At 44.7% G+C, this 25493-nt stretch carries 26 protein-coding genes; 25 read left to right on the forward strand and 1 reads right to left on the reverse strand.

The window, feature by feature from the left end:
• The first annotated feature begins 105 nt into the window (after positions 1 to 105).
• The 13 genes from rpsU to recO all read left to right on the forward strand — a co-directional run bounded on the left by rpsU (position 106) and on the right by recO (position 9765).
• Positions 106 to 282 carry a 30S ribosomal protein S21 gene (gene rpsU / locus E4K67_RS02450; protein WP_106798030.1) on the forward strand — a complete coding sequence of 59 codons (177 nt, stop codon included), beginning with the start codon at positions 106 to 108 and terminating at the stop codon, positions 280 to 282.
• A 13-nt stretch (positions 283 to 295) separates the two neighbouring features.
• Complete coding sequence (locus E4K67_RS02455) at positions 296 to 748, forward strand: GatB/YqeY domain-containing protein (RefSeq protein ID WP_135544806.1); 453 nt, start codon at positions 296 to 298, stop codon at positions 746 to 748.
• A gap of 198 nt (positions 749 to 946) precedes the next feature.
• On the forward strand, positions 947 to 1225 hold the full coding sequence (locus tag E4K67_RS02460) for a YabP/YqfC family sporulation protein (RefSeq protein ID WP_135544807.1): 279 nt from the start codon (positions 947 to 949) through the stop codon (positions 1223 to 1225).
• 131 nt (positions 1226 to 1356) lie between these two features.
• Positions 1357 to 2571: a sporulation protein YqfD gene (gene yqfD / locus E4K67_RS02465; RefSeq protein WP_135544808.1), complete on the forward strand. Its 1215-nt coding sequence runs from the start codon at positions 1357 to 1359 to the stop codon at positions 2569 to 2571.
• Between the two features lie 106 nt (positions 2572 to 2677).
• On the forward strand, positions 2678 to 4942 hold the full coding sequence (locus E4K67_RS02470) for an HD family phosphohydrolase (protein ID WP_420841519.1): 2265 nt from the start codon (positions 2678 to 2680) through the stop codon (positions 4940 to 4942).
• A 34-nt stretch (positions 4943 to 4976) separates the two neighbouring features.
• Positions 4977 to 5450, forward strand: coding sequence for an rRNA maturation RNase YbeY (gene ybeY, locus E4K67_RS02475; RefSeq protein WP_135544810.1), 474 nt, complete (start codon positions 4977 to 4979; stop codon positions 5448 to 5450).
• Positions 5451 to 5493: 43 nt separating this feature from the next.
• Positions 5494 to 5877 (forward strand): diacylglycerol kinase family protein, encoded by a 384-nt coding sequence (locus E4K67_RS02480; RefSeq protein ID WP_135544811.1) that lies wholly within the window; start codon positions 5494 to 5496, stop codon positions 5875 to 5877.
• A 69-nt stretch (positions 5878 to 5946) separates the two neighbouring features.
• Entirely contained in the window at positions 5947 to 6381 is a 435-nt protein-coding gene (gene cdd / locus E4K67_RS02485) for a cytidine deaminase (RefSeq protein ID WP_135545160.1), read from the forward strand.
• A 201-nt stretch (positions 6382 to 6582) separates the two neighbouring features.
• Positions 6583 to 6714, forward strand: coding sequence for a hypothetical protein (locus E4K67_RS31010; protein ID WP_274594823.1), 132 nt, complete (start codon positions 6583 to 6585; stop codon positions 6712 to 6714).
• A 234-nt stretch (positions 6715 to 6948) separates the two neighbouring features.
• A complete protein-coding gene (gene era, locus E4K67_RS02490; RefSeq protein ID WP_135544812.1) occupies positions 6949 to 7866 on the forward strand; it encodes a GTPase Era in 918 nt (305 codons plus the stop codon).
• Between the two features lies 1 nt (position 7867).
• Complete coding sequence (gene deoC / locus E4K67_RS02495; protein WP_135545161.1) at positions 7868 to 8503, forward strand: deoxyribose-phosphate aldolase; 636 nt, start codon at positions 7868 to 7870, stop codon at positions 8501 to 8503.
• Positions 8504 to 8750: 247 nt separating this feature from the next.
• Positions 8751 to 8960 (forward strand): hypothetical protein, encoded by a 210-nt coding sequence (locus E4K67_RS02505; RefSeq protein WP_135544814.1) that lies wholly within the window; start codon positions 8751 to 8753, stop codon positions 8958 to 8960.
• A 19-nt stretch (positions 8961 to 8979) separates the two neighbouring features.
• Entirely contained in the window at positions 8980 to 9765 is a 786-nt protein-coding gene (gene recO, locus E4K67_RS02510; protein WP_135545162.1) for a DNA repair protein RecO, read from the forward strand.
• A gap of 99 nt (positions 9766 to 9864) precedes the next feature.
• Here recO and E4K67_RS02515 read toward each other — a convergent pair whose 3' ends face one another.
• Positions 9865 to 10614 (reverse strand): glycine betaine ABC transporter substrate-binding protein, encoded by a 750-nt coding sequence (locus tag E4K67_RS02515; RefSeq protein WP_274594832.1) that lies wholly within the window; start codon positions 10612 to 10614, stop codon positions 9865 to 9867.
• A 366-nt stretch (positions 10615 to 10980) separates the two neighbouring features.
• On the opposite strand from E4K67_RS02515, the gene E4K67_RS02525 reads away from it, so the two are divergent.
• From E4K67_RS02525 to E4K67_RS02580, 12 genes are all read left to right on the forward strand, one after another.
• On the forward strand, positions 10981 to 11478 hold the full coding sequence (locus E4K67_RS02525) for a DUF4342 domain-containing protein (protein WP_243454309.1): 498 nt from the start codon (positions 10981 to 10983) through the stop codon (positions 11476 to 11478).
• Between the two features lie 451 nt (positions 11479 to 11929).
• On the forward strand, positions 11930 to 12820 hold the full coding sequence (glyQ, locus tag E4K67_RS02530) for a glycine--tRNA ligase subunit alpha (protein WP_135544816.1): 891 nt from the start codon (positions 11930 to 11932) through the stop codon (positions 12818 to 12820).
• Position 12821: 1 nt separating this feature from the next.
• Positions 12822 to 14897, forward strand: a complete 2076-nt coding sequence (gene glyS / locus E4K67_RS02535) for a glycine--tRNA ligase subunit beta (RefSeq protein ID WP_135544817.1) — start codon at positions 12822 to 12824, stop codon at positions 14895 to 14897.
• 278 nt (positions 14898 to 15175) lie between these two features.
• Entirely contained in the window at positions 15176 to 15817 is a 642-nt protein-coding gene (ccpN, locus tag E4K67_RS02540; protein ID WP_135544818.1) for a transcriptional regulator CcpN, read from the forward strand.
• Between the two features lie 250 nt (positions 15818 to 16067).
• Positions 16068 to 16889, forward strand: coding sequence for a pyruvate, water dikinase regulatory protein (locus E4K67_RS02545; protein WP_135544819.1), 822 nt, complete (start codon positions 16068 to 16070; stop codon positions 16887 to 16889).
• Positions 16882 to 19530: a pyruvate, phosphate dikinase gene (ppdK, locus tag E4K67_RS02550; RefSeq protein WP_135544820.1), complete on the forward strand. Its 2649-nt coding sequence runs from the start codon at positions 16882 to 16884 to the stop codon at positions 19528 to 19530. The genes E4K67_RS02545 and ppdK overlap by 8 nt, the downstream gene beginning before the upstream one ends.
• Positions 19531 to 19961: 431 nt before the next feature.
• Positions 19962 to 20441, forward strand: coding sequence for an RNA polymerase sigma factor (locus tag E4K67_RS02555; protein WP_135544821.1), 480 nt, complete (start codon positions 19962 to 19964; stop codon positions 20439 to 20441).
• Complete coding sequence (gene rsiV / locus E4K67_RS02560; protein WP_135544822.1) at positions 20438 to 21298, forward strand: anti-sigma-V factor RsiV; 861 nt, start codon at positions 20438 to 20440, stop codon at positions 21296 to 21298. The genes E4K67_RS02555 and rsiV overlap by 4 nt, the downstream gene beginning before the upstream one ends.
• A 470-nt stretch (positions 21299 to 21768) precedes the next feature.
• Entirely contained in the window at positions 21769 to 22008 is a 240-nt protein-coding gene (locus E4K67_RS02565; protein ID WP_206752174.1) for a Panacea domain-containing protein, read from the forward strand.
• A 66-nt stretch (positions 22009 to 22074) separates the two neighbouring features.
• On the forward strand, positions 22075 to 22689 hold the full coding sequence (locus E4K67_RS02570) for a TetR/AcrR family transcriptional regulator (RefSeq protein ID WP_135544824.1): 615 nt from the start codon (positions 22075 to 22077) through the stop codon (positions 22687 to 22689).
• Entirely contained in the window at positions 22634 to 22882 is a 249-nt protein-coding gene (locus E4K67_RS29625; protein ID WP_206752175.1) for a hypothetical protein, read from the forward strand. Before E4K67_RS02570 ends, E4K67_RS29625 begins: the two co-directional genes overlap by 56 nt.
• Positions 22831 to 25485 (forward strand): PEP/pyruvate-binding domain-containing protein, encoded by a 2655-nt coding sequence (locus tag E4K67_RS02580; RefSeq protein ID WP_135544826.1) that lies wholly within the window; start codon positions 22831 to 22833, stop codon positions 25483 to 25485. The genes E4K67_RS29625 and E4K67_RS02580 overlap by 52 nt, the downstream gene beginning before the upstream one ends.
• The last annotated feature ends 8 nt before the right edge of the window (positions 25486 to 25493 follow it).

Consider the following 25493-nt stretch of genomic DNA (forward strand, 5'->3'; position numbering starts at 1 on the left):
CCTGTAAGGGTAATTCATGGATTCCCCATACTTGACGCAAACTACTTCATCCAGTATAATGAAAAGGTATATTTCTGATGATCCAGTGGAGGGAGGGATAAGACAATGAGTGAAGTCAAAGTTGGTAAAAACGAATCCCTGGATGCCGCACTCCGCCGGTTCAAGCGTACTTGTCAAAAGGCAGGGGTTAGTGCAGAAGCTCGCAAGCACGAGGCATATGAAAAACCAAGCGTGAAGAAAAAGAAAAAGTCTGAAGCTGCACGTAAACGCAAGTTCAAGTAAGGAGTGTCTCGAATTGACCCTGAAAGATCGCCTCGTTGAGGATATGAAGGTTGCCATGAAGGCCAAAGAGGAGGGGAAGGTAAGACTTTCCGTCATCCGAATGGTCAGGGCTGCTATAAAAAATGCAGAGATTGACAAGAAAATTGAATTTACCGATGCTCAAGTCATCGAAGTATTAGCACGTGAATTGAAACTACGTCGGGATTCGCTTGAAGTATATGAAAATGCAGATCGCCCCGAAACGGTTCAAGCTCTGGAAGTGGAAATATCCGTTTTAATGGATTACCTTCCTCAGCAGCTTTCCGAAGGGGAAATTCGTCAGCTCGTCCAGGAGACCATCACCGTTGTAGGGGCCCAGGGTCCTAAAGACCTTGGGAAAGTCATGGGTGCGTTATCCCCTAAGACGAAAGGTCGTGCAGATGGCAAACTCGTCAATCTGATTGTACGGGAAATTCTTGGGACATAATCGATATTCGCAGTTCGATTTTCGATAGTTGAACTACGAACCTCAATCATTGGACAAGTAATTAATTGCTAAGGAAAAGGCCCAGTTGCAACGCAACTGGGCCTTTTCCTATGAGAAATGCAATAACAATTAGATAAAAAGCTTGGACTAATCTTGCTCCTCCCTTCATAACTATCATACAGAAGGGAGGGGCTTTTTATGTTCAAGAAAATACAGACGAGCGTCGGAGATGTTTTGGATTTTCCACCAGATGTAGCGGGAGAAGGTCCTAAAATTACTATAATCGGACGGCGGCAAATTCTGGTGGAAAACTATCTGAGCATTGTAAATTTTTCTGAGGAGGAAATTCGGTTGGAAACTGCGGAAGGAGATGTCTGTTTTGAAGGCAAGGGGCTAGCGCTCAAGGTCATATTATCGACAGAACTTCGAATTGAAGGGGAACTTTCTTCCTTATCTTTTACTAGTCAGAAAGTATAAGAGCAACTAAGGCAATCGCCGGCGCCTGGAGTGTCCCTTCTCGCCATTCTTGGCTACAGGGACACTCGGCCCATCCATAGCCAGAGCTTGGCGCTGGTCAAGTTTTCTATATAGGGGAGGGAGATGAAATAATGTTTGAACGATTGCGGGCTTTTTGGCAAGGGAGGATCTTCTTTCTCGCGAGAGGAGAGCAGTTAGCACGTTTTCTAAATCAGATTTTGAAAGACGGTGTGATTGTTTTCCATACGCAAAAGTCTGAACGAGGAATGCGGGCGCAGATTAAGTTAGCAGATTTTCGGCGCTTGCGGCGGGCAGCTCGCCAAACTCATACTCGGGTGCATATTATGGCTAAATACGGTTGGCCATTTATTGCGGCGCGTTGGTGGCGGAGGAAAGGTCTTTTAACCGGGATTGCTATCATAGCCTTGGTGTTAACGATTTTATCACAGCTTGTGTTGTCGATCTCCGTGACGGGCAATCACAACGTTTTAACCGCGGATATCTTGGAGCGGGCCGAGAAGTTAGGTCTCAAAACTTGGACCAAATCAAAGGACTTGGATTTAAACCAGATTGCAAAGGCACTTCAGGAACAGTTACCTGACGCTGCCTGGATTGGTGTGGAGCAGAATGGGACTGGCGTGTTAATAAAAATTTCAGAGAAAACCCGTCCCTCCATACCTGAGGAAGCAGGGAATCTTGTTGCTAAGCATGCCGGCATTGTTAAAGAAATTATGGTAATTCAAGGAACCCCTCAGGTACATGAAGGTGAAACCGTCCGGGCGGGGCAAGTACTGATCACACAGGCATTAAACCCTAGCCTTCCAAGTGCTGCACCCAATGCTGCGGTCAATAATCTCAACACGTCTAAACCGAGTCCCCCAGCCTCTATGGCTAGAGGGTTTGTCCGTGCAAGAGTATGGTATAGTGCTGAAAAACAAACCCCCCTGGTGGAAGATAAAGTGGAAGAAAGTGGAGAGGTTGCTGTTGGATGGGGTATAAAATTTGGTTCCCGCGTCATAATGGTAACAATGCAGGATTCGCCATTTGAGCAAGATAATAAAGAAGTCACGAGTCATTCCCTCAAACCCTGGAGGAATTGGCGTTTTCCTGTCGAAGTTATAAGAGTGAACTACAAAGAACTCCATAAGGTGCACTTTGAACGTTCTATTGCCGAAGCACGGAAATTGGCAGAAGATGCCGCTCGAACTGAAGTTCAGAAGAAAATGACGCCTGGAGTTTTGGTTGTGGTGGAAAACGTGAAGGTTCTTCCGAACACTTCAGGTGCCGAACGGGTTAGGGTAGAGGTGGAAACATACGAGGATTTGGCGGTATATGCTAATCCTTAAGGAATGGAAAATTTCCTTCGGCCTTTGAAATGTGTCTATAGAACCAAGGCGCTCGTAAGTAAGGATGATGGTATTGAAGATTATTTGGGTTAGAAAGGTCTTGGGGATGCTATCCAGCCGTATGGATTGGCTTAGACATCACACCATTTGGCTACGCGCCATTGTTGGGGTGATGTATTTTCTCTTGTTTACGGTTCTGTTATCGTCAAGCTTGTTTGTCACAAAACTCCATTTGGTAGTAGGAGAGCCAAGTCCTCAGCTCATTATAGCGCCATGGAACAAGGATATTGATGATGTCGTAAAGTATACTCAAGACCAGGACGCCGCTGCGAAAGCCGTTCAAGCGGTGTACAAGCTGGACGATGGGTATATGAATCAGCTGACTACGGACCTTGAAGAAGCGTTTGATGCTGTGCGGGAAGCCGCTGCCCTCACTGAGGAGGAGAGTATACGTGTCACTAAGCTACAGCAAAGCCAGCCGTTCACGGGTTTAGCAAAGGGGATCTTAGTTTCATTGATGAAGACTTCTCCAGATGCTTTAACTGCTGCTGAGCAAATCGGTAGTACTATTATCTTGAATAGAGCGCGTAACGCTGATACTGGGGCGCGGACGGACTCGGATGTGGAGCCACTCCGTGAGGCTATAAAAGCGGATATTCATAAGTCAGAGCTGCAGGATGATGCTAAAGTATTCTTTGGGGCCTTTGTGGATCAAAAAGTGACGCGGCCGACCTTGACTGTAGATGAAGAAACCACAGAAAAATTACGTGCTGTGGCTCGAACGGTTATGAAAAAAGATGTGCTGCACTATAAGGCGAATCAAAAGATTGTCGGTGCAGGCGATATTGTTGACGAAAGTGTTTTCCAAGTGTTAGTTGCCTATGGTCTGATCAATAGTAGTAACACCTGGAAATCGGCGTCTGGAATCGGTCTGATTGTTCTTATTGGCATAGGTACAATATGGATTTACTTACTTCAATATAAAAGGGATATCTTGGCTGTGTTCAACCGAATTGTGCTGGTTGGACTGACGATGGTTTTGGTTTTGGCTATTGGTCGTGGAGTGATTTCCTTAAATTTAGGTGGAACGGAATTTAACTCCTTGTCAGGTGCGCTCATTCCAGTTGCTTGGGCGACCATGACGATTGCCATTTTAATCGGTGTGGATGTCGCTTTGCTAGTGGCAGTTGTCTTGGCAATTTTCGTGGCAATTTTGGTAGACCCTACACTCTCGACCGCCTTAGGCCTTCAAACTGGCATAGTGGCTCTTTTTGGAGGGTTTGTCGGGGTGTATAGCGTGTCCCATTTAAGTCAGCGTTCGGATTTGGCGCGTGCAGGCCTATTTGTGTCCGCGGTCAATGTATTGATGGTCAGTGCGATAGCCTTGACTACAGGAATGCGTGTGTCGGTGTGGTTGGTAGGATTGCTCTTAGGAACTGTAAATGGTGTGGCGTCTTCCTTTTTGACGGTGGGGGCCTTGCATTGGTTTGAGTCAGGATTTCGGATTACCTCCTCTGTGCGGCTTTTGGAACTATCCAATCCTAATCGCCCATTGCTGAAGCGTCTATTGATGGAGGCACCAGGGACCTACCACCATAGCATCTTAGTTGGTAATCTGGCCGAGGCCGCCGCTGAGGCAGTGCATGCAGATGCTACGTTGGTAAGAGTAGGCTCTATGTATCATGATATTGGAAAATTAAAACGACCTTACTTTTTTATTGAGAACCAATTTACCCAAGATAACCCTCATGATAAAATCGCCCCGACCTTAAGCTCACTGATTATCACCTCTCACGTTAAAGATGGGTTGGAATTGGCGAAGGAAAATAAACTTCCACAGCAACTTCAAGATATTATCGCTCAGCACCATGGAGACGGATTAGTCAGCTTCTTTTATCACAAGGCCCTTGAGGAAAATGAGGAGGTTCCTGAGGAAGCTTTCCATTATGAAGGGCCGAAACCCCAGACTAAAGAGGCAGCCCTTGTTTCTTTGGCGGACAATGTGGAAGCGGCGGTACGGTCAATGAAACAACACACGCCTGGACGAGTCGAAGGGCTTGTTCGGAAAATTATTAAGGATAAGCTTAATGATGGTCAGTTAGATCAATGTGATTTAACGTTTCAGGACTTAGACCGAATTGCGATGGCCTTTGTGCGAGTCTTGAGTGGGATTTTCCACTCCCGCGTTGAATATCCGGAGTTGCCGGCAGCTCGGGATGGTAGCGGTACACAGAAGAAACTCCTGGAAGAGGCCAGTAAACAAACTAGTAAATTGAGTGGGGAGGCAGTGAAGGTACTTGAAGATGGTGTTGCTTCAAAGACTGAAATTCCTCAAGTTGAGTCGTCGTCTCCTGTTAATGATGAGTCTTAGTGAACTTTGATGGTTGAAGGGAGGAAAGAAAAACGTGATCTTGGATATTGCTTGGGAAGAAGAGTCAATTTTGCTTGAACAGCGAGAACCGCTCGTCGCAATGTTAAATCGGGCTATTGAAGCGGGGATCCGTCTTTCCAAAGGGTCAGATGAGGCGGAAGTTAGTTTGATGCTGGTAGATGATCAGCGCATCCATGCCCTGAATTTGGAGTATCGAGGGGTGGATCGTCCGACGGATGTTCTTTCGTTTGCTTTACAGGAGGAAACAGAGGAGGAACCAGATTCTGAGTTTGAAGACGAAATGCTTGGGGATATCGTGATTTCTGTTCCTCGGGCAAGAGCTCAAGCAGAGGAATATGGTCATTCCTTCGAGCGGGAACTGGTTTACCTTGCTGTACATGGGACGCTCCATTTATTGGGGTATGATCATGAAGAAGAGCCAGATAAACTAGAGATGCGACATAAAGAAGAAGAAGTGATGGCGCTACTTAATTTAGAGAGAACTTGAATATTGGTTAACAAGCTCACGCAGTTAACCATACGGAGGATTCATGGGGGAATATCAGAAACAAGGGTTTTGGCGCAGCCTCAATCAGGCTTGGCGAGGATTACTACATACTTGGAGAACGCAGGGACACATGAAGTTTCATGTCGGTGCAGGAATTGGCGTCTTGTTCTCTGCTTGGTGGTGGCAGGTTTCACGCTTTGAATGGCTGATTCTCATTGCTGCGATAGGCTGTGTTATTGGTTCGGAAGTGATGAATAGTGCGCTTGAAATTGTGGTGGATATGGTTCAACCAGACTTTCACCCTCTAGCGGGAATGGCTAAGGACGTGGCTGCAGGTGCCGTTTTGGTGACTACGATCCAAGCTATCGCGATTGGGTTGATTGTCTTTTTTCCACGTTTTTTTCTCTTGGCGAGTAAGATCTTTTAAGATGCTTCTATGAAAGCTCTCCTATTTCAAGGCGTAAGTATCGAAGAGACAGGAGTTTTTTACTTGAAGATGGATCAATCCCCAACGATCGGAGTATTTAAAGACCTTGAACCAAAATTAAGGCTAGAACTAATTAATCAAGCTCAATCAGCTTATCAACAAGCTTATGTACCGTATTCCCATTATCCCGTTGGATCAGCCGTTCTTTTTTCCTCTGGAAAGATTTATAGCGGGTGTAACGTCGAGAATGCAAGTTACGGTTTAACTGTTTGTGCGGAGAGAAATGCTATTTTCCAAGCGATAGCTCAGGGAGAACGGGACTTGAAAGGAATTGCTATTGCTGTACCGACGGAAGCGTTTCCCTCCCCTTGTGGCGCATGTCGGCAAGTAATTCGAGAGTTTGCCATGGATTGTCCCGTTATTTTGATAAATGGCTCAGGCCTGACACGTCTGACAAGTTTGAAGAAGTTATTACCGGATTCGTTTGGGCCTGAGTTTCTATAAGGCCTTGTGTTACACAGCGCTCGGTGCTTACGACGCAGAGCAAACTAGCCGTTCAAGCTCTTGTCTCTGGGGAGCGGGGTACCCGCCAAATTCGCCATCCTTGGCTCAGTTGGCGGCTTCGCACGTCCTGTGCTCAGCCCCGTATCTGGGGTCGCTTTCACGGAGTTTGCTGTTCTGCTTACGTAAAAGACGTCGCGCTGTGTGACACTGCGTCCCGGGCTGGGAACGAGTGGACGGGCGGGAGAAGAGGGACTGATCTTGGTAGACGGCACATTTCATGTGCACCGTCTTGATTTGAGGGAATGGAAGGTTGAGGGAATGCAAGGTTCGTGAAGCACAGGGACGGTGGGAGAATGGGTCATTCTTCTATGTGTACTGTCTTACGGTGACACGGGGATGGCAGTGAGTTCGTTTTGGTTAATTAGACTTTGTCCTCTGTCACGCTTTGCGCTGTGGTTAAAAAAAGCCACGCTGGATAGATTTAATAGCTTAAGGTTATGGTAATGATGATAGATAGGATAAGATAGAAGATAAATAAAGTAATAAGATAGGGAAGTGACTTCACCGTTGGTTTCAACAACATCAAAAAAAGAATTTCGTTCAGGTTTTGTATCCGTTATTGGAAGGCCTAATGCCGGGAAATCGACTTTACTTAACCATCTACTTGGACAAAAAGTATTGATCATGTCAGATAAGCCCCAGACCACCCGAAATCGCATTCAGTGCATTCTGACTGAAGAACGGGGACAAATCGTCTTTTTGGATACTCCAGGAATTCATAAACCCAAACATAAGTTAGGGGAATATATGGTCGGCAAAGCCAAGGAATCTATGCGCGATGTCGACGTTATCCTTTATTTGGTGGATCTTACTGCTGAATATGGTCCGGGTGAAGAGTATATTATCGAGATGCTTAAGCAATCAAAAAGCCCATGTATACTAGTCTTCAATAAGGTTGATTTACTAGTTTCGAAAGAAATGTTGATGCATAAAATTCAGAAATATTCTGCGCTCGTCGATTTTAAGGCCGTTGTTCCTATTTCTGCAAAAACAGGGGAAAATACGGATGCCCTATTAGATGAAATTTTTGCTCAGCTTTCTAATGGACCTATGTATTATCCAGAAGACGAAGTAACTGATCAGCCGGAACGGTTTATCATGGCGGAACTGGTGCGCGAAAAAGTGCTTCAGCTGACTCACGATGAAATTCCTCATTCGATTGCCGTCGTAATCGAAGAAGTAGAAGAAAAGAAGACCCTTGTTAAAGTGAGGGCCTTGATTGTAGTTGAGCGTGAATCTCAAAAAGGGATTGTTATCGGGGCAGGTGGTAAACAGCTCAAAGAGATTAGCACCTTGGCTCGCATGGACATTGAGGCGTTGTTAGGGAGCAAGGTGTTTTTGGAGGTTTGGGTTAAAGTTAAAAAAGATTGGCGTAATCGCATGGATAGTTTACGTAATTACGGGTATGGAAAGGAACGGGAGTAAGATGAATCTTGCAGGAATGACTGATCATACGTTATTAAAACCTCAAGCCACAGAAAAGGACATCGTAACACTTTGTCATGAGGCTCAACAGCATAAGTTTGCGACTGTTTGCGTTAATCCGACGTATGTGCAAACGGCAGCGAAGCTATTACATGGCACAGGAATTGGTGTTGCGGCGGTAGTAGGTTTTCCGTTAGGGGCGACCTTTACTGAAGCTAAGGTTCAAGAGGTCTTCATGGTTAAGGCGCATGGTGGTAAAGAAGTGGACATGGTGATGAATATTGGTTGGGCAAAATCCGGACATTGGGAAGCCGTAGAGCAAGATATTGTTCGAGTGGTTGAAACGGCCCATGGCTGCGGGTTATTAATAAAAGTAATTATTGAAACTTGTTTGCTTACGGAAGATGAGAAAAAGACGGTTGCAGAGATTGTCAAACGTGCCGGAGCAGATTACATAAAGACCTCGACTGGTTTTGCCGGGGGTGGAGCAAGTGTAGAAGACGTGCGTAATCTTAAAGCGTGGGTTGGGGAGGGCGTTAAGGTTAAAGCGTCCGGTGGAATCAGGACTAGGGAGTGTGCAATTGAGCTGGTTCAAGCGGGAGCGGAACGACTGGGGACTAGTGCTGTACTTGTGTGACACAGCGCTCGGATCCTACGACGCAGAGCAAACTAACCGTTCAAGCTCCTGCTGTGGGGAACGGGGTTCCCGGCAAATTCGCCATCCTTGGCTCAGTTGCCGGCTTCGCACGTCCTATGCTCAGCCCCGTATTTGGGGTCGGGAGCTTGAACGGAAGTCTGCTGTCTGCTTACGTAAAAGACGTCGCGCTGTGTGACACTGCGTCCCGGGCTTGGAACCAGAGAAACCAGGACGTTTAGGGTGATGAGTGAGTTTCTTGGGAGACGGCGCATTTCATGCGCACCGTCTTGTGATGGGTCAGGGGACATTTGAGAATAGTTTTGAGAGCGCCGTAAAGGCCTGTCTAACAGGCTTAGGGGCGGGTGATGCGTTCTTGTGCCGTTGGTTTGGGTATGGGGCAGAAAATGATTGTTCTGGCGTTCACATGTATACTCGGATTATAGATTACAAAGAATAGTATGAGAAAGGGTGAGAGCGTGGCCGTTTATCATGCGGACGCGTTAGTGATCCGTAGCCGGGAATTTGGAGAGTCGGATCGGGTGCTCACTCTTTTTTCGCGTGAGATGGGGAAGATACAGGCTGTGGCGAAAGGGGTGCGTAAACCTAAAAGTCGTCAAAGGGCTGGGGCTCAGCTGTTTACGTATGCAGATTTTCTAATTCATCGGGGTAAGACTTTGGATACTGTTAGTCAGTGCAGCCCTAGGGAAAGTTTCTCGCATCTTTGGTATGATCTTGATCGGTCTTTTGCGGCGACGGGTATTGCAGAACTCTTAGATATTTCGACGCTTCCGGCTCAACCTAATCAGGAACTTTTTGGACTTACTTTGACGTGCTTATTTCTTATTGAACAGTTTGACCCTGCCCTAGTGCTCAGTGCTTACACCTTGCGCTCGATGACGTTGTTAGGATATCGTCCACGTTTAGGGGAATGTGCTGAATGTGGAGTTAGTATAAGCGGTGAGCGTTTGTTTTTTAGTTCGGATGCTGGTGGTACGCTTTGTGGAAACTGTAGACAGACTTATTCTGGACGATGGATTCGGGCTGGTAGTGTTGCTTTTATGCGTCAATTAATCAAGGTAGATATCACAAAAATTGACCGCTTGCGTTGGAATGCCTGGATGCAAGAAGAGATTCTGGAGACTTTACGGCTTTTTGTGGAGCATAAATTTGAGCGACCACTCAAATCATGGCGGATGGGGAGTCTAGGTACTGATGATGCGGGACGACACAATAGCAGAAGGGAAGGAAAAGAAAATGACTGAGAAAAAGTAATAGATCCTGCCTTCGGTTTATCGAAGGCAGGATCTATTTGTTTATTACTGTTCCCTTTTCTCAGAAGAATGTCTTTAATCCTTTTAGATTTAGATTAAGCCTTGAGCCTTAAGCCACTCGTTGGCAACATCTTTAGATGCTTTCTTATCTAGATCAACCTGAGCGTTTAGTTTCTGCATTGTTGTATCGTCCAGCTTGCCTGCCAGTGAGTTAAGAGCATCAGCAAGCTCTGGGTGTTTGGCTAACGTATCATTACGGATAATTGGAGCAGCGTAATAGGGGGGAAAGAATTTCTTGTCATCCTTTAGCACTAACAGGTCAAAGGCAATAATTCTTCCGTCTGTAGCATAGGCAGGACACACGTCCGCTTTACCGTCTTTGAGGGCGCCGTACATAAGGCCTGCATCCATTGCTTTAACGTCCTTGAAGTTTATGCCGTACAATTTTTGAATACCCTTATATCCGTCATCACGCTCAAGGAATTCTGGCTCAGACACCATTACTAAACTAGGTGCATCCTTAATCAGATCACTGAAGGTTTTAACACCTAACTTTTCTGCATCTGCTTTTCGCATGGTCAGCGTATAGGTATTATTAAACCCAAAAGGCTTGAGCCAAGTAATGTCTTTCTTTTCTTTGTACATTTTGCTTACCTTAGCATAAGCTTCATCTGGGTCAGTTATGACCGCTTGTTCAAGTTGAACCGTCAAAGCCGTCCCTGTATATTCAGCATAGATGTCAATATCTCCGGCATCTAATGCTTTCGAGGCAACCATTGTTCCTCCGAGCCAAGGTTTAGTTTCGACTTCAAGATCAGTTTTAGCCTTTGGATACTTTATTAAACCGTATCATTTTAACACCTCCTCTTTAATTTAAAATCCCCTATACATATATTAATACACAGCAACCAACAACCTATTTTACAATAACAAGTTGCCTGCAACACTCTACCATATTTTGTCTTGTAGTGCAACCCAAAAGCATTGGATATCTAGGAAATAGCCACATTATTATATATCGGCCTCTCATCCTAAAGTCTGGGCTAGTGACGAGTGTCCAAGAGTAGAGTTTAGATGTATACTGGGATTACAGATTACAAAGAATAGTAAAAGAAACGGTAGATATTCTGGAGACTTTGCGACTTTTCGTGGAGCATAAATTTAAGCGACCACTCAAATCATGGCGGATGGGGAGTCTAGGTACTGATGATGCGGGACGACATAATAGATGAAGGGAAGGAAAAGAAAATGACGGAAGCTTTATGGACTGAACTCGAAAAGTTGGATGTGTTGCGTGAACGTATGGGTATCGGTTATGAAGAGGCCCGTACAGCCTTGAACCTGGCTCAGGGTGATATGGTAAAGGCATTGGATGATCTTGAGAAGGCTCAAGCGGGAGAAGAGCTAGGTTTTGACTTTGCCGATCAAGGGCAAGGGATATGGGACAATGTTAAATCGACTATGTCGGCATTTGCGCACAGCACAATCAGTCTTAAAAGACATGAAAACACGATTGTAAGTCTTTCTGCTCCATTGGGTTTGGCACTGGCGTATACGATTTGGCGGAAGCCAGGCTTAAGAATGCTAGCACTTGTTGGTGCGGTAGGCGCAGCCGTGAACAATTTTGAGCTGGAAGTGGCTACCAAGGATGAGACTTCTTATGAAGATGATGCATTTAATTTTGAGACGGATAAGGAATATTAAGGAAATTATATTGACACTACTTCTTCCTCCGCATATAATTAATTTAATTGAAAACTGACATGCAATGATGAGAAAGAAGTCCGTGAATCCTCTCTTTTAGCGAGTTCGGGTGGGTGGAAGCCGAATGGGAGTCTGCGGATGGGGTAGCTTTGAGCATACGTAACGAAGTGGACCCTTAGGGGTCAAACAGGGTGGAACCGCGGGAACAAGCTCTCGTCCCTGTAGCTTAAATGCTACGGGGGTGAGTGCTTTTTTATATCTTCTTTTATCTAACTGGTCAGACAATTGTTCAACTAAAGTTTGAACATCGAGACTTCGGTGGCGAAACCTGCGGCAGATAATTTCGACGGCCGTCTATCCTAAAAGAGACACTTAGCGGCGAAGGAGAGATTGATCTCCGTCCCTCAATTTGTGCACGAACTGTAGAATACTAAATTAGGAGGTTGCTGAAATGAAGTTCCAAGACATTATCCTTACCCTGAACAAGTTTTGGGGAGAACAAGGGTGTATTATTGCCCAACCTTATGACGTGGAAAAAGGAGCCGGAACGATGAATCCTGCGACATTTCTGCGCGCGCTTGGACCGGAACCGTGGAATGTGGCCTATGTCGAGCCGTCTCGCCGGCCAGCTGATGGACGGTATGGGGAAAACCCCAATCGCTTACAGCACTATTTTCAATATCAAGTTATTATGAAGCCCTCGCCTGACAATATCCAAGAACTATACCTTCAGAGCTTGGAGCAAATTGGGATTAATCCGCGAGAGCATGATATTCGTTTCGTCGAGGACAACTGGGAGGCTCCAACTTTGGGCGCGTGGGGACTCGGCTGGGAAGTCTGGTTAGATGGCATGGAAGTGAGCCAGTTTACGTATTTTCAACAGTGCGGGGGTATTGACTGTAAACCGGTTTGTTCAGAAATTACCTATGGACTAGAGCGACTTGCCACGTATATCCAAAATAAAGACAGCGTGTATGATATTGAGTGGGTCGGAGACATCACGTATGGTGATATTTATCTGCAAAATGAAGTCGATTACTCGACTTACAATTTTGAAGTGGCGGATATTGAAGCCTTGCAAATTTGGTTCGACATGTATGAGCGTGAGGCGAAGCGAGTCGTGGAAAAAGGATTGGTGCTTCCGGCCTATGACTACGTGTTGAAGTGCTCTCATACCTTTAACCTTCTGGATGCTCGCGGGGCGATCAGTGTCACGGAAAGAACAAGTTATATTGCCAGGGTGCGTGTGCTGGCTCGTCTGTGTGCTCAGGCTTATGTGGAGCAGCGCGAGCGGCTTGGATTCCCCTTATTAAAGACTAATTCAGGGAAAGAGGTGGAGTAAGATGGCTAATGATTTTTTGCTTGAAATAGGAACAGAAGAAATCCCAGCTAAATTCTCCCCAGGGGCTATGACCCAACTGGAGGAACAAGCGCTCAAACGATTAGCTGAATTGCGTTTACCCTTTACGGAATTGAAAATCTTCGCGACTCCTCGTCGTCTGGCCCTTATTGTCAGGGGTCTTGAGGAAAGGCAAGTTGATTTATCGATGGAGGTCAAGGGACCTGCTGTGAAAGCCGCCTATGACGCAAGTGGAGCGCCAACGAAAGCGGCCCAAGGCTTTGCCAAGGGTCAGGGGGTGTCGGTAGAAGACCTTTTTGTCCAAGAACTCAACAGAGTACCGTATGTATTCGCCTGTAAATCAGAAATTGGGCTGGAGACCAAGGCGTTGTTGCCTCAGTTAGCAAAGGATCTGATTAATTCCCTGCATTTCCCCAAGCCTATGCGCTGGGCAGATCTTGATTTCCATTTTGCTCGACCGATTCGCTGGATCGCCTCGCTTTATGGTACCGAGGTGGTGCCATTTGAGTTCGTCGGGCTAAAGTCCGGACGCATTTCCCGTGGGCATCGTACACTGGCAACAGATGTTGTGTCGTTCGGGCAACCATCCGATTATCAAGAAGCTTTACGCAGGGTCTTTGTCATTGTCGATCCTGTGGAACGTAAGGCTGAGATCCAAGCACAGATTCAAGTCCTCGCAGAAAGTGTTGGAGGCGAAGTACCTGAAGATGATGAACTTCTGAGTGAAGTGATCCATCTTGTCGAATATCCGACGGCCTTATTGGGTGAAGTGGCCCCCCGGTATATGGACTTGCCCGAGCCAGTAATTACAACCCCAATGCGTGAGCATCAGCGGTATTTCCCAGTTCGGGCCTTGAACGGAAAACTTCTGCCCTATTTTATCACGGTACGTAACGGTGATACTTTTGCACTAGACACGGTGAAGGCAGGCAATGAAAAAGTCTTGAAAGCTCGTTTGGAAGATGCGGCCTTTTATTATAGGGAAGATCAAAAGACTCCGTTGGCAGAGTTGGTATCCAAGTTGGGGAAGATCGTGTATCACGAAAAATTGGGGACGGTAGAACAACGAGTAGAGCGTTTGCGTGGTCTATCTCGGTTCATGGCGAATAAGCTTGAATTTGGGGGTGCTCAACTAGAAGTGATTGACCGAACTGCGCTCTTAGCAAAAGCGGATCTTGTAACTCTGATGGTCAGCGATTTTCCAGAGCTGCAAGGGATCATGGGGGCGGACTACGCCAGAGCCAGTGGAGAAAAACCAGAGGTCTGTCAGGGAATCCTTGAACATTATCAACCTCGTTTTACAGGGGATGAGTTGCCGGTGTCTGACGCTGGGCGTGTGGTTAGTTTCTCAGATAAGCTGGATGCTATTGTCGGGGCGTTTAGTATTGGGATTCAGCCTACGGGGTCCCAGGACCCTTATGCCTTAAGACGGCAAGCACAAGGGATTGTAGCAATTCTCTTAGACTCTAAGTGGAACGTTTCCTTAACCGAGCTTTTACAAGAGTCCTACCGAGCTTTCGAAGTGCAGGGAACTTCCCCTTTGCCACTGGAGGAGATATTGCCCCTTTTACAAGATTTCTTTCAACAACGGCTACGGTTTGTGCTTCAGGAACAAGGGCTACGCTATGATACTGTGGAAGCGGCATTGGCAATCGGAAGCGATGAGATTAATCGCGCGGTGAAACGAGCCCGGGTACTTTCTGAAAAAAGGAATGAAGAACCCTTCATTCCTTATGTCCAAGCCTATACACGTTGCTTTAATCTAACCAAAAAGGAAACCCCTCAAGTCTTAAATCCAGCCTTGCTGGTCGATGCGACGGAAATAGCCCTTGAAAATGCAATATCCTTGCGTAGAGCGCGCTTTGATCAAACCCTGGAGAGGGGTAATTATGTGATGGCTTATAGTCTAGCAGAGGAACTAGTGCCCCACATCGAGGCCCTCTTTCAAGCGGTAATGATTATGGTAGATGATGAGGCTTTGAAACGGAACCGTTTAGCGTTACTGAGAGAGTGCGTGGAAATGCTGGGCTGTTTAGGAGATTTAAACGTTTTAGCATAAGAAAAGTTTGGGGCTCGAAGTTCGCTCATGTGATCTTCGAGCCCCAAACATTGTGGCAAGTAGTCATCAGATGCAAAAATTGCGTTCCCGATTAAGCTCGTTCATCTTTAGTTGAACGAGTTCACTCCTGGAATCGTGGTAATTAGGTAATTAACGAAATTAACGAAATAATATGCACACTATCTAGTAAATGAATCATATTATGATATAATAGCATCGTGTAAACGCTCATTAGTATGTCACATTAGGGCGTAGAGAAACATAAGAGGTGAAAAGGGTTGGAATGGACGGATCGTCAACAGCGAATAGTGGAAATCGTGAAAGACTCAGGTTCCATCACTGGTGAAAAGATTGCGGCAAAGCTGGATTTGACTCGGGCCACTCTTCGCCCAGATTTAACTATTTTGACGATGTTCGGGGTTCTGGAGGCCAGGCCACGCGTTGGGTATTCTTATCGAGAGAATACCAGACCTTCTCCAATTATGGAACGCTTGCTTCAGCTTCGAGTTTGCTCGTATAAGTCGATGCCAGTTACCATACTAGAAAGCGCGAGTATTTATGAAGCGACGGTTGCGATGTTTACCCAAAACGTAGGAAGCTTAACGGTTGTTGGGCTAGATCGACTCCTTGTTGGAATGATCTCACGCAAAGATATTATGAAAGCATCCTTAGGGAAAATCGACCTTCAACAAGTTCCCGTCGGTGTTATTATGACGCGCATGCCCAATATCTATATGACGACACCAGATGAGCCAGTCTATAGTGCGGCCAAAAAGCTTGTACAACATCAGGTTGACAGTTTACCAGTGGTAGAAGGGTATGTAGACGAGAACGGGGATGAGTGTTATGAGGTCGTAGGTCGGTTTACTAAGACGAATGTCACAAAGCTCTTTGTGGAGATAGCGGAAGCAAGGTTGTAAGCTTGATGCAGAGAACGAGTGTTTTCTGAATTTCCTTATATCCCTATAGTTAAAACTAGGAGCTTTACGGCAATAAGTCGTAACTTGAGGTTCGAAATTAGAAAAGTGTTAACTCGAAGTTCGAAGTTCGCGGCTAGACTCAGGTGACTGGAACCTAGAGGACAGAGACCAAAGATAACAAGTATAGATAATATGGAAGTCGGAGAGTGGAGTCTGGTTAGACTTCGGATAAATTCGGAGGTGTGAACGCGTGACGACCCAAAATACAGTGATCTATGTCATTTCAGATGCACTTGGAGAGACGGCTGAGTTTGTAAGCCGGGCGGCTGCGGCACAATTTCTTGGTGTGAAGACTCGGATTCGTCGAGTTCCCTACGTGCGGGATGAATTGCATCTGGAAGATATTATGGAAGAGGCTGTGGCCGAAAGAGCAATTTTAGTTTATACCTTAGTACTTAAAGAACTGCGTGATTATTTAGAGAAAAAAGCGATCGAGAAAGGGCTTAGAACAGTCGATATATTAGGCCCTCTGATTGGAGCCTTAGCCAGCCAAACAGGCTTGGAGCCCACACATATTCCCAACATTATTCATCGTCTAGATGAACAGTATTTTCGTAAGGTGGAGGCGGTCGAGTTTGCTGTCAAATATGACGACGGCAAAGACCCTCGAGGGGTTCTATATGCTGACGTTGTACTCATTGGAGTCTCACGGACTTCGAAAACTCCCCTCAGTATGTACTTGGCTCACAAAGGACTCAAAGCTGCTAATATTCCGCTGGTGCCAGAAGTAAATCCTCCGGAAGAGCTGTTTAATATTTCTCCTAGAAAAGTAATCGGGTTAACATTACGACCTGAATTACTTAACTCAATTCGGACAGAGCGTTTAAAAACCTTAGGGTTACGCGCTGGCTCGGATTATGCTAACCTAGATCGCATTATGCATGAGCTAGAGTATGGACGAAGTGTTATGAAACGCGTTGGTTGTCCAGTCATCGATGCCACTGGCAAAGCGGTGGAAGAGACTGCAAGCATAGTGTTAGAATTATTATTTAAGGAGGACAGAAATGAGTAAGAAATATGTATACTTATTCCAAGAAGGAAAAGCTTCTATGCGTGACTTATTGGGTGGAAAAGGTGCCAATTTGTGCGAAATGACCAATATTGGTTTGCCAGTGCCTCCGGGATTTACTATTACTACGGAAGCGTGCAATGAGTATTACACCAACGGCGAAAACGTCCCAGAAGGGACCTGGGAACAAGTCTGGCCGGCCTTGGCCGAGATTGAGGCTTCCACGGGTAAGCTCTTTGGGGATAAAGTGAATCCGCTGCTCGTTTCTGTTCGGTCTGGGGCTAAGTTTTCGATGCCCGGCATGATGGACACGGTTCTTAACTTGGGCTTAAATGACGATACCGTTGAGGCCTTGGCTGCGAATACGCAAAACGAGCGTTTTGCCTGGGACTGTTACCGCCGCTTCATTCAAATGTTCGGAGATGTCGTCTTAGAAGTGGAACATTACGTCTTTGAACATATTTTAGAAATCGCTAAGGAAAAACAAGGGGTGCAATATGACTCCGAACTCTCTCCAGAGAGCCTTAAATGGATGGTCAGTGAGTATAAGAAGAAGATTGTACGGCACACCGGCAAACCGTTTCCCATGGATCCTAGAGAACAGCTCAAGCTAGCGGTTGTGGCTGTATTCCGTTCGTGGAACATTGACCGAGCTACTTTTTATCGCAGAATTAATAATATTCCCCATGACATCGGCACGGCTGTAAATGTTCAGTCCATGGTCTTTGGCAATATGGGTACCGACTCAGGAACTGGTGTGGCCTTTACCCGCAACCCATCGACAGGGGAAAGTGCTCTCTACGGGGAATATCTAATGAATGCCCAAGGGGAAGATGTGGTGGCTGGTATCCGGACACCAAATCCGATCGCAACTTTGGCAAAGGAAAACTCGGAGATCTACAAGCAATTTGTGGATATTTCCAAGCGTTTAGAGACCCATTATCGAGATATGCAGGATATTGAATTTACAATCGAGCGTGGAAAACTATACATTCTCCAAACTCGAAATGGCAAACGTACCGCCTCAGCCTCCATCCGTGTGGCTGTTGAGCTTTTCCATGAAGGCGTAATTACCAAAGAAGAAGCTGTCATGAGGATTGAACCGGATCAATTAGACCATTTATTACATCGCCGCATGGATACGGATGCTACGCTCCAGGTTTTGGCGAAAGGGCTTCCTGCGTCGCCAGGCGCCGCCTCTGGACGAATTGTCTTTAGTGCGGAAGAAGCAGAACGATTAGGGAATGTCGGAGAGAAAGTAATTCTGGTCCGCACTGAAACGACACCTGATGATATTCGCGGTATTTTAGCAGCTCAGGGAATTTTAACGAGTCGAGGCGGTATGACGAGTCATGCAGCTGTCGTCTCTCGTCATATGGGCAAACCAGCCGTATGTGGGTGTGATGCCTTAAAGATTGACTATGCTAAAGGTTTATTGGCTATTGATGGGGTTGAGTATCTCCAAGGAACTATCCTGTCTATTGACGGATCTACTGGGCGGGTTATTAAGGGAGAAGTTTCGATGGTCGATCCGGAACTGAGCGAAGGTTTTAAAGAGTTCTTGGACTGGGCAGATGAAATTTCTCGACTTAAAGTGATGGCTAATGCCGATAGTCCGACAGAAGCGCTAAACGCCCGAGATTTCGGAGCGGTCGGGATTGGGTTGACTCGGACTGAGCATATGTTTATGGATCCTGAACGGATTCCGATCGTTCAAGAAATGATTCTTGCGCAAACCCTCGAAGAACGTGAAGACGCCTTGACTAAGCTCTTGCCTATGCAGGAGGAAGATTTCTACGGTATTTTAAAGGCGATGCAGGGACTTCCTGTGACCATTCGCCTCTTGGATCCTCCGCTTCACGAGTTTTTACCGCATTCTGAGGAGTTGGTTGTGGAGATCACGAAACTCAGAATTAATAAAAACGATTCCGAAGCCTTATTTAAGAAAGAGATTTTGCTCAGCAAAGTTCGGGCATTATCTGAGCTTAACCCGATGCTTGGTCACCGTGGTTGTCGTTTGGGTGTGTCTTATCCTGAAATTACGGTTATGCAAGCTCGGGCTATTTTCCAAGCCAGTGCACGTTTGATAAAAGAAGGGTTTGATATCCATCCGGAAGTGATGATTCCACTGATCATGGGGAAAGAAGAATTTCTGATGATGCGTGAGCTTGTGGATGATACTGCGAAATTAGTCATGCAAGAACAAGATGTCCATATTCACTATAAAGTGGGGACTATGATTGAAGTACCACGCGCGGCTCTCCTCGCGGATGAGATCGGTTCAGTCGCAGACTTTTTCTCCTTCGGAACGAATGATCTCACGCAGATGACGATGGGCTTGTCTCGTGACGATGCCCAAGGCAAGTTCCTGCCAGTCTATCTGGAAAAGAAACTCATGAAAACAGATCCCTTTGTTGTGCTCGATCGAGCAGGGGTAGGCAAGCTCATTGATATGGGTGTGAAGCTGGGGCGGAGCACGAATCCGGATCTTACCTTAGGAATCTGTGGCGAGCACGGCGGAGAACCTAACTCCGTAGAATTCTGCCACATAGTTGGCCTCGATTATGTTTCTTGCTCTCCATTTCGCGTACCTATTGCACGTTTGGCAGCAGCCCAAGCTGTCATAAAAAATCAAGGAAAATAGTATAGACATTGCTTTCTAATCATTATACACCAAGGTTAAAAAGTATACGTACAGAATAGAGAATGGGTATTGTCTTTTAGTGATTTTAAGAGACAGTACCCAATTTTCAAGCTGTTCTATTTTAAGAATCAAGTTGAATTCGGTTGTATAGATAGAGGCTGGTTGTGTAATTTGAACACAACCAGCCTCTTCGTCTCTTAGAAGAAATTTTAACTTTCTTCTAAATTAAGGTACGCTAAGAGGAGCGGTAGAAATGATAAGTTATAAGGCTTTCAAATAATACTCATATCCGCTCGCTACACTCGGAATATTGGTGCAAGTAGGTGACACACGTCGCAGTTGCTGTTTACCGAAAAAAGACACATAAAATTTGCTATACTGAAAACTTTTTAATGATTTCAATAGTCTAACAGTCAGAAGGAGGCAATGAGATGACAAATAAACAGCTGTTTGAAACCTATATTTTCCAACATATAAATAGCATCTATCGGTTTGCTTATACATACACCACAAATCAAGAAGACGCTGAAGATGTAGTTAATGAAAGCGTTCTTAAAGCATTAAAATCAATAAACTCATTAAGAAATCCTGATCAAATAGGGACATGGTTGTACAGAATTGTAGCAAACACAGCACTTACTAATATTAAAAAAAATAAAAAAATAGTGTACATGGATCCTATAGACATGGCGGATGTTCAAGATGATGGTGATGACTTTTCCGATATTTCTTTTGAGCAAATGATAGGCGTTCTGGAACCAAAGTATAAAAGTATCGTGGTTTTAAGATTCTTCGAGAGAATGCCTCTTGAAGATATAGCGCTTATTCTCGATGAAAATTTGAATACGGTCAAAACAAGGCTGTACAAAGCACTTAAAATACTTAGAATCGAAATGGAGGGAGCGTTATGAACGAAAAACTAGAAAAAATAAAAGAAGAGTATATGCAGATTAAGGCGTCTGACACATTGAAAGCAAGGATTGATATGACCATGAAAGCGAGTAAAAGAAATAACACTAATACTTGGAAAAAAATAACAGGCTTAGTTGCTTGTCTCATTATTGCCTTTAGTTTATCTCTTAATCTAAGTCCGGTCTTTGCAGCTACAGTAGCTGATATACCGGGAATGAGCGAAATGGTAAAAGCGTTAACATTCGGAAGATATGTAGTGAAGGATGGAGGATATCAAGCTTCTATAGAAACACCAAAGATCGAAGGTCTATTAGATAAAGAGCTTCAGGATAAACTCAATAAGGATTTCAAGGATAACTCAAATGCCCTCATTTTAGCCTTCGAAAGCGATATGAAGGAGCTTAAAAAACAATTTCCGGGAGAAGAAGTTCATTTAGGCATTGACTCTGGATATATCGTTAAAACGGATAATGAAAACATTCTTGCAATTGATGTCTATATGGCAAATACCGTTGGTTCATCATCGACAACACATAAGTTCTATAGCTTAGATAAGAAAACAAAAACTTTGCTTACATTACCATCGCTCTTTAAGAAGGATTCTGATTATATTAAAAAGCTTAGCGAGTATATTACAGCCGAAATGAAAAGACAGAATGAGAAAGGTGAAAATACCTATTGGGTAGATGATCCAACATTCGGACCATTTAAAGGTATTAAAGAAAACCAGAATTTTTATATCAATAATAACGGCATGATAGTAATCTGCTTTGATAAATATGAGGTTGCTCCTGGATCATCCGGAAGCCCTGAGTTTGTGATTCCTGATGAAGTAGTTAAGGATATATTAAAGTAATATGTAGCATATAATACCAAAGCGGAATTTGCTTTAAGACGTGGCTCGAACTTGGATGGGTGGCTATTTTCACCTGAGAGATGTTCATAATCATTACAGGAGAATACTGGCTTTGTCACAAAATAATATCCACCCTGAAGAGGGTTAGGAGAAGAGACAAACAAATAATCAATCACTCAAAAAAATATACATTTGGTCTCTTTTTATCAGATACTGGATACCTTATCCGTCAATGGATTGGACTTTAAGGAATAGTAACAAACAATTTATGCAACAGATGATAAAAGTGTTCCATAATGCTAAAAAATGCGATTACCCCTTTTTGATTGCAGCCGCCCAAGCGGCGATAAGCAACAAGGGGCTAGATCATAGCTAAAAATGTAAGTTTTTCAAGGAACGTACTTTCGCTCATAGTTACGAAATAATACTTCAAACCCCTGTATTCTCGAATGCTGAGAATACAGGGGTTTGTGATTTTATTTATTTTTTTGAGCTGGTGCGACCAGATTATTAGACACTTTAGAGAATTTGGTTCTGAGAATATTCCAAAAGTTTATTCGTTTGATGCAAGTGTATTCGAACAAGAAGAACTAAATATACTAGATTTGGTCTGGTCTGTCTATGGTAAGTACGATGCGAAATATCTTGAAAGATTAACTCATTACGAGAAACCTTGGGTCAATGCCAGTGTTGACAAAAATGAGGATTAGTATAAAATTAATATAATTACACATGTGTAATATTACTCGTGTATAGAGAAAGGCAGAATTCAGGATATGATTAACGACATTAAAACTAGAACAGAACGAAAAAAGGAGGAGACCCAAAAAAAGATAGTCTCAATAGCAATGGGTCTATATAGGGCCCAGGGTATTAAAGCGACAACTATGGAACAGATTGCTGACGAAGTCGATATTTCTCGCAAAACCCTTTACAACTATTTCTCTAATAAGGAGGCTATTGTCGGTGAATATATGAAGAAATACCTAAAGGTACATTTGCAACATTACCTACAGTTACTCGATGACTTACCAGATACTAGCTCTAGATTGGTTGCCATAATGTCTAAAGGTGAAGAATGGTCGAGAATGGAGATTCCTGAAGATGTTGCGACTGCTTACTCAGAGTACCGCCTGCGTACATTAATTCAGTCGCTGAGCGATCAGAGTATAAGGACTGGTCTGAGTGACATTTATTGCTATATCATTAAGTTAGGCCAGAGAAGCGGAGAACTTAGATCAGATATCAATGAAAAGGAGTTAACTAATTACCTAATAACGATAGTTATGGTCAGTATGTTAAGCAACCATGAGAAAGTTCAGTCAGAAGAAAGCATTGCCAAGAACATCAATTATTTTCTCAATGGAGCGAGAAACATGTTCAGTAATTAATTTCGAAGGTCACATCTTAGCTCGTGAAGAGGTGTATTTAAAAGGAGTAAAAGGAGTAAAAGGAGTAGAGGGAGTAAGAGAAGGAGTAAGAGAAGGAGTAAGAGAAGGAGTAAGAGAAGGAGTAAGAGAAGGAGTAAGAGAATGGAAAAAAAGGAAGGTTGCTTTTTCAGTTGGTCCGAAGCTTTTCTCATGAGTACAGAGACGGTTGGGGGAAAGGGTTGGAACTTGGCAAGGCTTGATAGGTACGGGTTTGAGATCCCTCGGGGTGGAGTTTTGTCTGCAGCTGTTTACGGGAATTATCTTGAAGCAAACGGATTAAAGTCAAGTGTGCAGGAGCTTGCGCAATCGATCACAATGACTAATATCTGTGAAGAAGAAGTCTTAGCCCAACTCACAGATATTAGGGATAGAATCAATTCTGGTTTTATCCCTGCAGATATTCAGGAGCAGTTATTCATGTGCTTAAAAGAAACGGGCGTATTAGAAAGACCGCTAGCCGTTCGCTCATCGGCTACGGCTGAAGACTCAGCGAGAGCCTCTTTCGCAGGCATGCACGAGTCTTTCTTAAACGTACACGGGCCAGAAGACCTCCCGTCTGCTATAAAAGGATGTTTCGCCTCTCTGTGGACCACGAGGGCAGTGGCTTACCGACGAAAGATGAACATCAAAGATGATGAGGTTCAAGCGGCAGTGGTGATTATGGAAATGGTAGAGGCTAAAGCTGCAGGGGTTGGTTTCACCTGCGATCCCCGCACGGGGCGGCAGGATATCTTGTTGATTAACGCTAATTATGGTTTGGGAGAATCGGTGGTTAGTGGAATGGTAGAACCGGACGAATATCACTTAGATCCCACGCCCTCCTTGCCAACGGTAATAGCAAAAAAAATTGGGACAAAGAAGAGTCAAGTTGTCGTTAAAGAAGGTGGAGGCACTGAAATTGTTCCTTCGGATAAACCCGAAAGAAACCAGGTGCTAGAGGACGGTCAAATCACGCAATTAGGCTTGCTCATGTTGAGAGTTTATGAAGCTTTGGGACAAGGGGAGCAACATCAAGATGTGGAGTGGGTCTTTGATGGGCAAGGTTTTGTTATAGTTCAAGCTCGTCCTGTGACCGTTTTGCCGAGGTATACGTATGCCGAAATCAAGGATCAACCAGATATTTGGTCTAGTTCCGGTTTGCGAGATTCAAATGCCATGGTCCAGTCCACCCTCAATTGGAGGTTAGTTGAACTACATTTAAATACACATACGATTGAACCGATTCGATCCACTGGCTATCCGCTGGTTCCGGGTGTCCAGTATATTAGACTGTTTGAGGGACGGGTCTATTTGAATATTACCGCCTTTCAATGGCTGGACTATGACTCAGTGGGTTTAAATCCGGCCGATTATCAATCGTCGTTTGGGTATCCTGTCGTAATAAAAATAAGGGATAAAAGCCCTTATCATGGGATTGTCGGGATGAAGAGACTAAGGCGATTAACAAAAATCCTCTTGAAGAATCTTAGGATTTGGCGTCATGAACGGCAATTTTATTCTCGAGTTAAACGTACTACAGAAAGTTGGCAAGAGAGCGGTTTCGGTGACGTACTAGATCTGGCGTGTATTGACTTATATAACGATTTAACCAGTATGCTGAAAGAAGTAACTTTGGTCTTTTACGCAATGATGGCTGCTGCTATTTACCCACATATAGTATTAACTAAAGCGTTACATAAGTATTTACCAGGCAGAGAAAATGGCATCATTAATGGCCTAATGGCTGGAGAAGCGCAAATTACCAGTGCTGAACACGGTTATCGCCTGATGGAACTGGCTGAGCTGGCGAGTCATGATCAAGAGGCACAAAGGTTCCTATCCTCAGAGGATGATTCTTTGTCATGGGAAAAGGAACTGAAGGACGATTCCCCGTTCAAACAAGCCTTCCGCGTTTTTTTAACGGAATTCGGGCATCGGGGGACTGACGAACTTGACATCATCAATCCTCGTTGGGGAGAAAGTCCTGCTTACCTCTCGCAAACGATCAGAAACAGCATAAATACAGCTGACGTCAGTAAATTGAAGACTCGACAAAAGGAAATACATCAACGGGCATTACAAGAGGTCCAGCAAAAGGTTCCTGTTTATCGACGACCTATCCTCAAGTATTGGCTCAAGCGAGGGATTAAAGGCGCAGAGATGCGAGAAATGTCTAAGTCAATCTTAGTTAGGGTCTTTGGATCGTTTCGAATATTGGCGCTGGAGTTGGGTCAGCGTTTTGAGGAACGAGGAATTATTCAGCAGCAGAATGACATTTTTCACTGTGCTTGGTCAGAAATCTTTTCGATTTTACGCAAGGAATGGGACGGTAAAGGATTAACAGAGCTGGTGGCTGAGCGCAAGGACAGAAGACGTAAAATGGAGGAGAGGTCCTTGCCAGTCCTAATAACTGGGGAAGTTTCTAAACATGTAGAGCCGGTAAAATTGAGTGCGGGCAGTTCCTTGACAGGATTTGGGGTAGCTTCAGGAAGAGCTGTTGGTCGTGCTAGACTAATTTACCATCCCAACGAAGGAGGAAGTTTGGAATACGGAGATGTCTTAGTGGCTCCATCTACTGACCCTGCCTGGACGCCACTGTTTTTGAGAGCGTCTGCAGTAGTAATGGAAACAGGGGGAGTTATATCCCATGGCGCTATTGTAGCCCGGGAGTACGGCATTCCAGCGGTAGTGAACGTCCTCGGAGTAATGAAATCAATTAGCGAGGGTCAGACGATAGAGGTCGACGGTGACGAAGGAAAAATTGTTCTGCATGACTAATCCAAGAT

Origin of the sequence: Desulfosporosinus fructosivorans (genome assembly GCF_004766045.1) — a bacterium.
GTDB lineage: Bacteria > Bacillota > Desulfitobacteriia > Desulfitobacteriales > Desulfitobacteriaceae > Desulfosporosinus > Desulfosporosinus fructosivorans.

Coding starts and splice junctions, on each gene's coding strand:
- rpsU (WP_106798030.1), top strand. CDS start 106: ATGAGTGAAGTCAAAGTTGGTAAAAACGAATCCCTGGATGCCGCACTC.
- E4K67_RS02460 (WP_135544807.1), top strand. CDS start 947: ATGTTCAAGAAAATACAGACGAGCGTCGGAGATGTTTTGGATTTTCCA.
- yqfD (WP_135544808.1), top strand. CDS start 1,357: ATGTTTGAACGATTGCGGGCTTTTTGGCAAGGGAGGATCTTCTTTCTC.
- E4K67_RS02470 (WP_420841519.1), top strand. CDS start 2,678: ATGCTATCCAGCCGTATGGATTGGCTTAGACATCACACCATTTGGCTA.
- E4K67_RS02480 (WP_135544811.1), top strand. CDS start 5,494: ATGGGGGAATATCAGAAACAAGGGTTTTGGCGCAGCCTCAATCAGGCT.
- cdd (WP_135545160.1), top strand. CDS start 5,947: ATGGATCAATCCCCAACGATCGGAGTATTTAAAGACCTTGAACCAAAA.
- deoC (WP_135545161.1), top strand. CDS start 7,868: ATGAATCTTGCAGGAATGACTGATCATACGTTATTAAAACCTCAAGCC.
- E4K67_RS02525 (WP_243454309.1), top strand. CDS start 10,981: ATGATGCGGGACGACATAATAGATGAAGGGAAGGAAAAGAAAATGACG.
- glyQ (WP_135544816.1), top strand. CDS start 11,930: ATGAAGTTCCAAGACATTATCCTTACCCTGAACAAGTTTTGGGGAGAA.
- glyS (WP_135544817.1), top strand. CDS start 12,822: ATGGCTAATGATTTTTTGCTTGAAATAGGAACAGAAGAAATCCCAGCT.
- ppdK (WP_135544820.1), top strand. CDS start 16,882: ATGAGTAAGAAATATGTATACTTATTCCAAGAAGGAAAAGCTTCTATG.
- E4K67_RS02555 (WP_135544821.1), top strand. CDS start 19,962: ATGACAAATAAACAGCTGTTTGAAACCTATATTTTCCAACATATAAAT.
- rsiV (WP_135544822.1), top strand. CDS start 20,438: ATGAACGAAAAACTAGAAAAAATAAAAGAAGAGTATATGCAGATTAAG.
- E4K67_RS02570 (WP_135544824.1), top strand. CDS start 22,075: ATGATTAACGACATTAAAACTAGAACAGAACGAAAAAAGGAGGAGACC.
- E4K67_RS02580 (WP_135544826.1), top strand. CDS start 22,831: ATGGAAAAAAAGGAAGGTTGCTTTTTCAGTTGGTCCGAAGCTTTTCTC.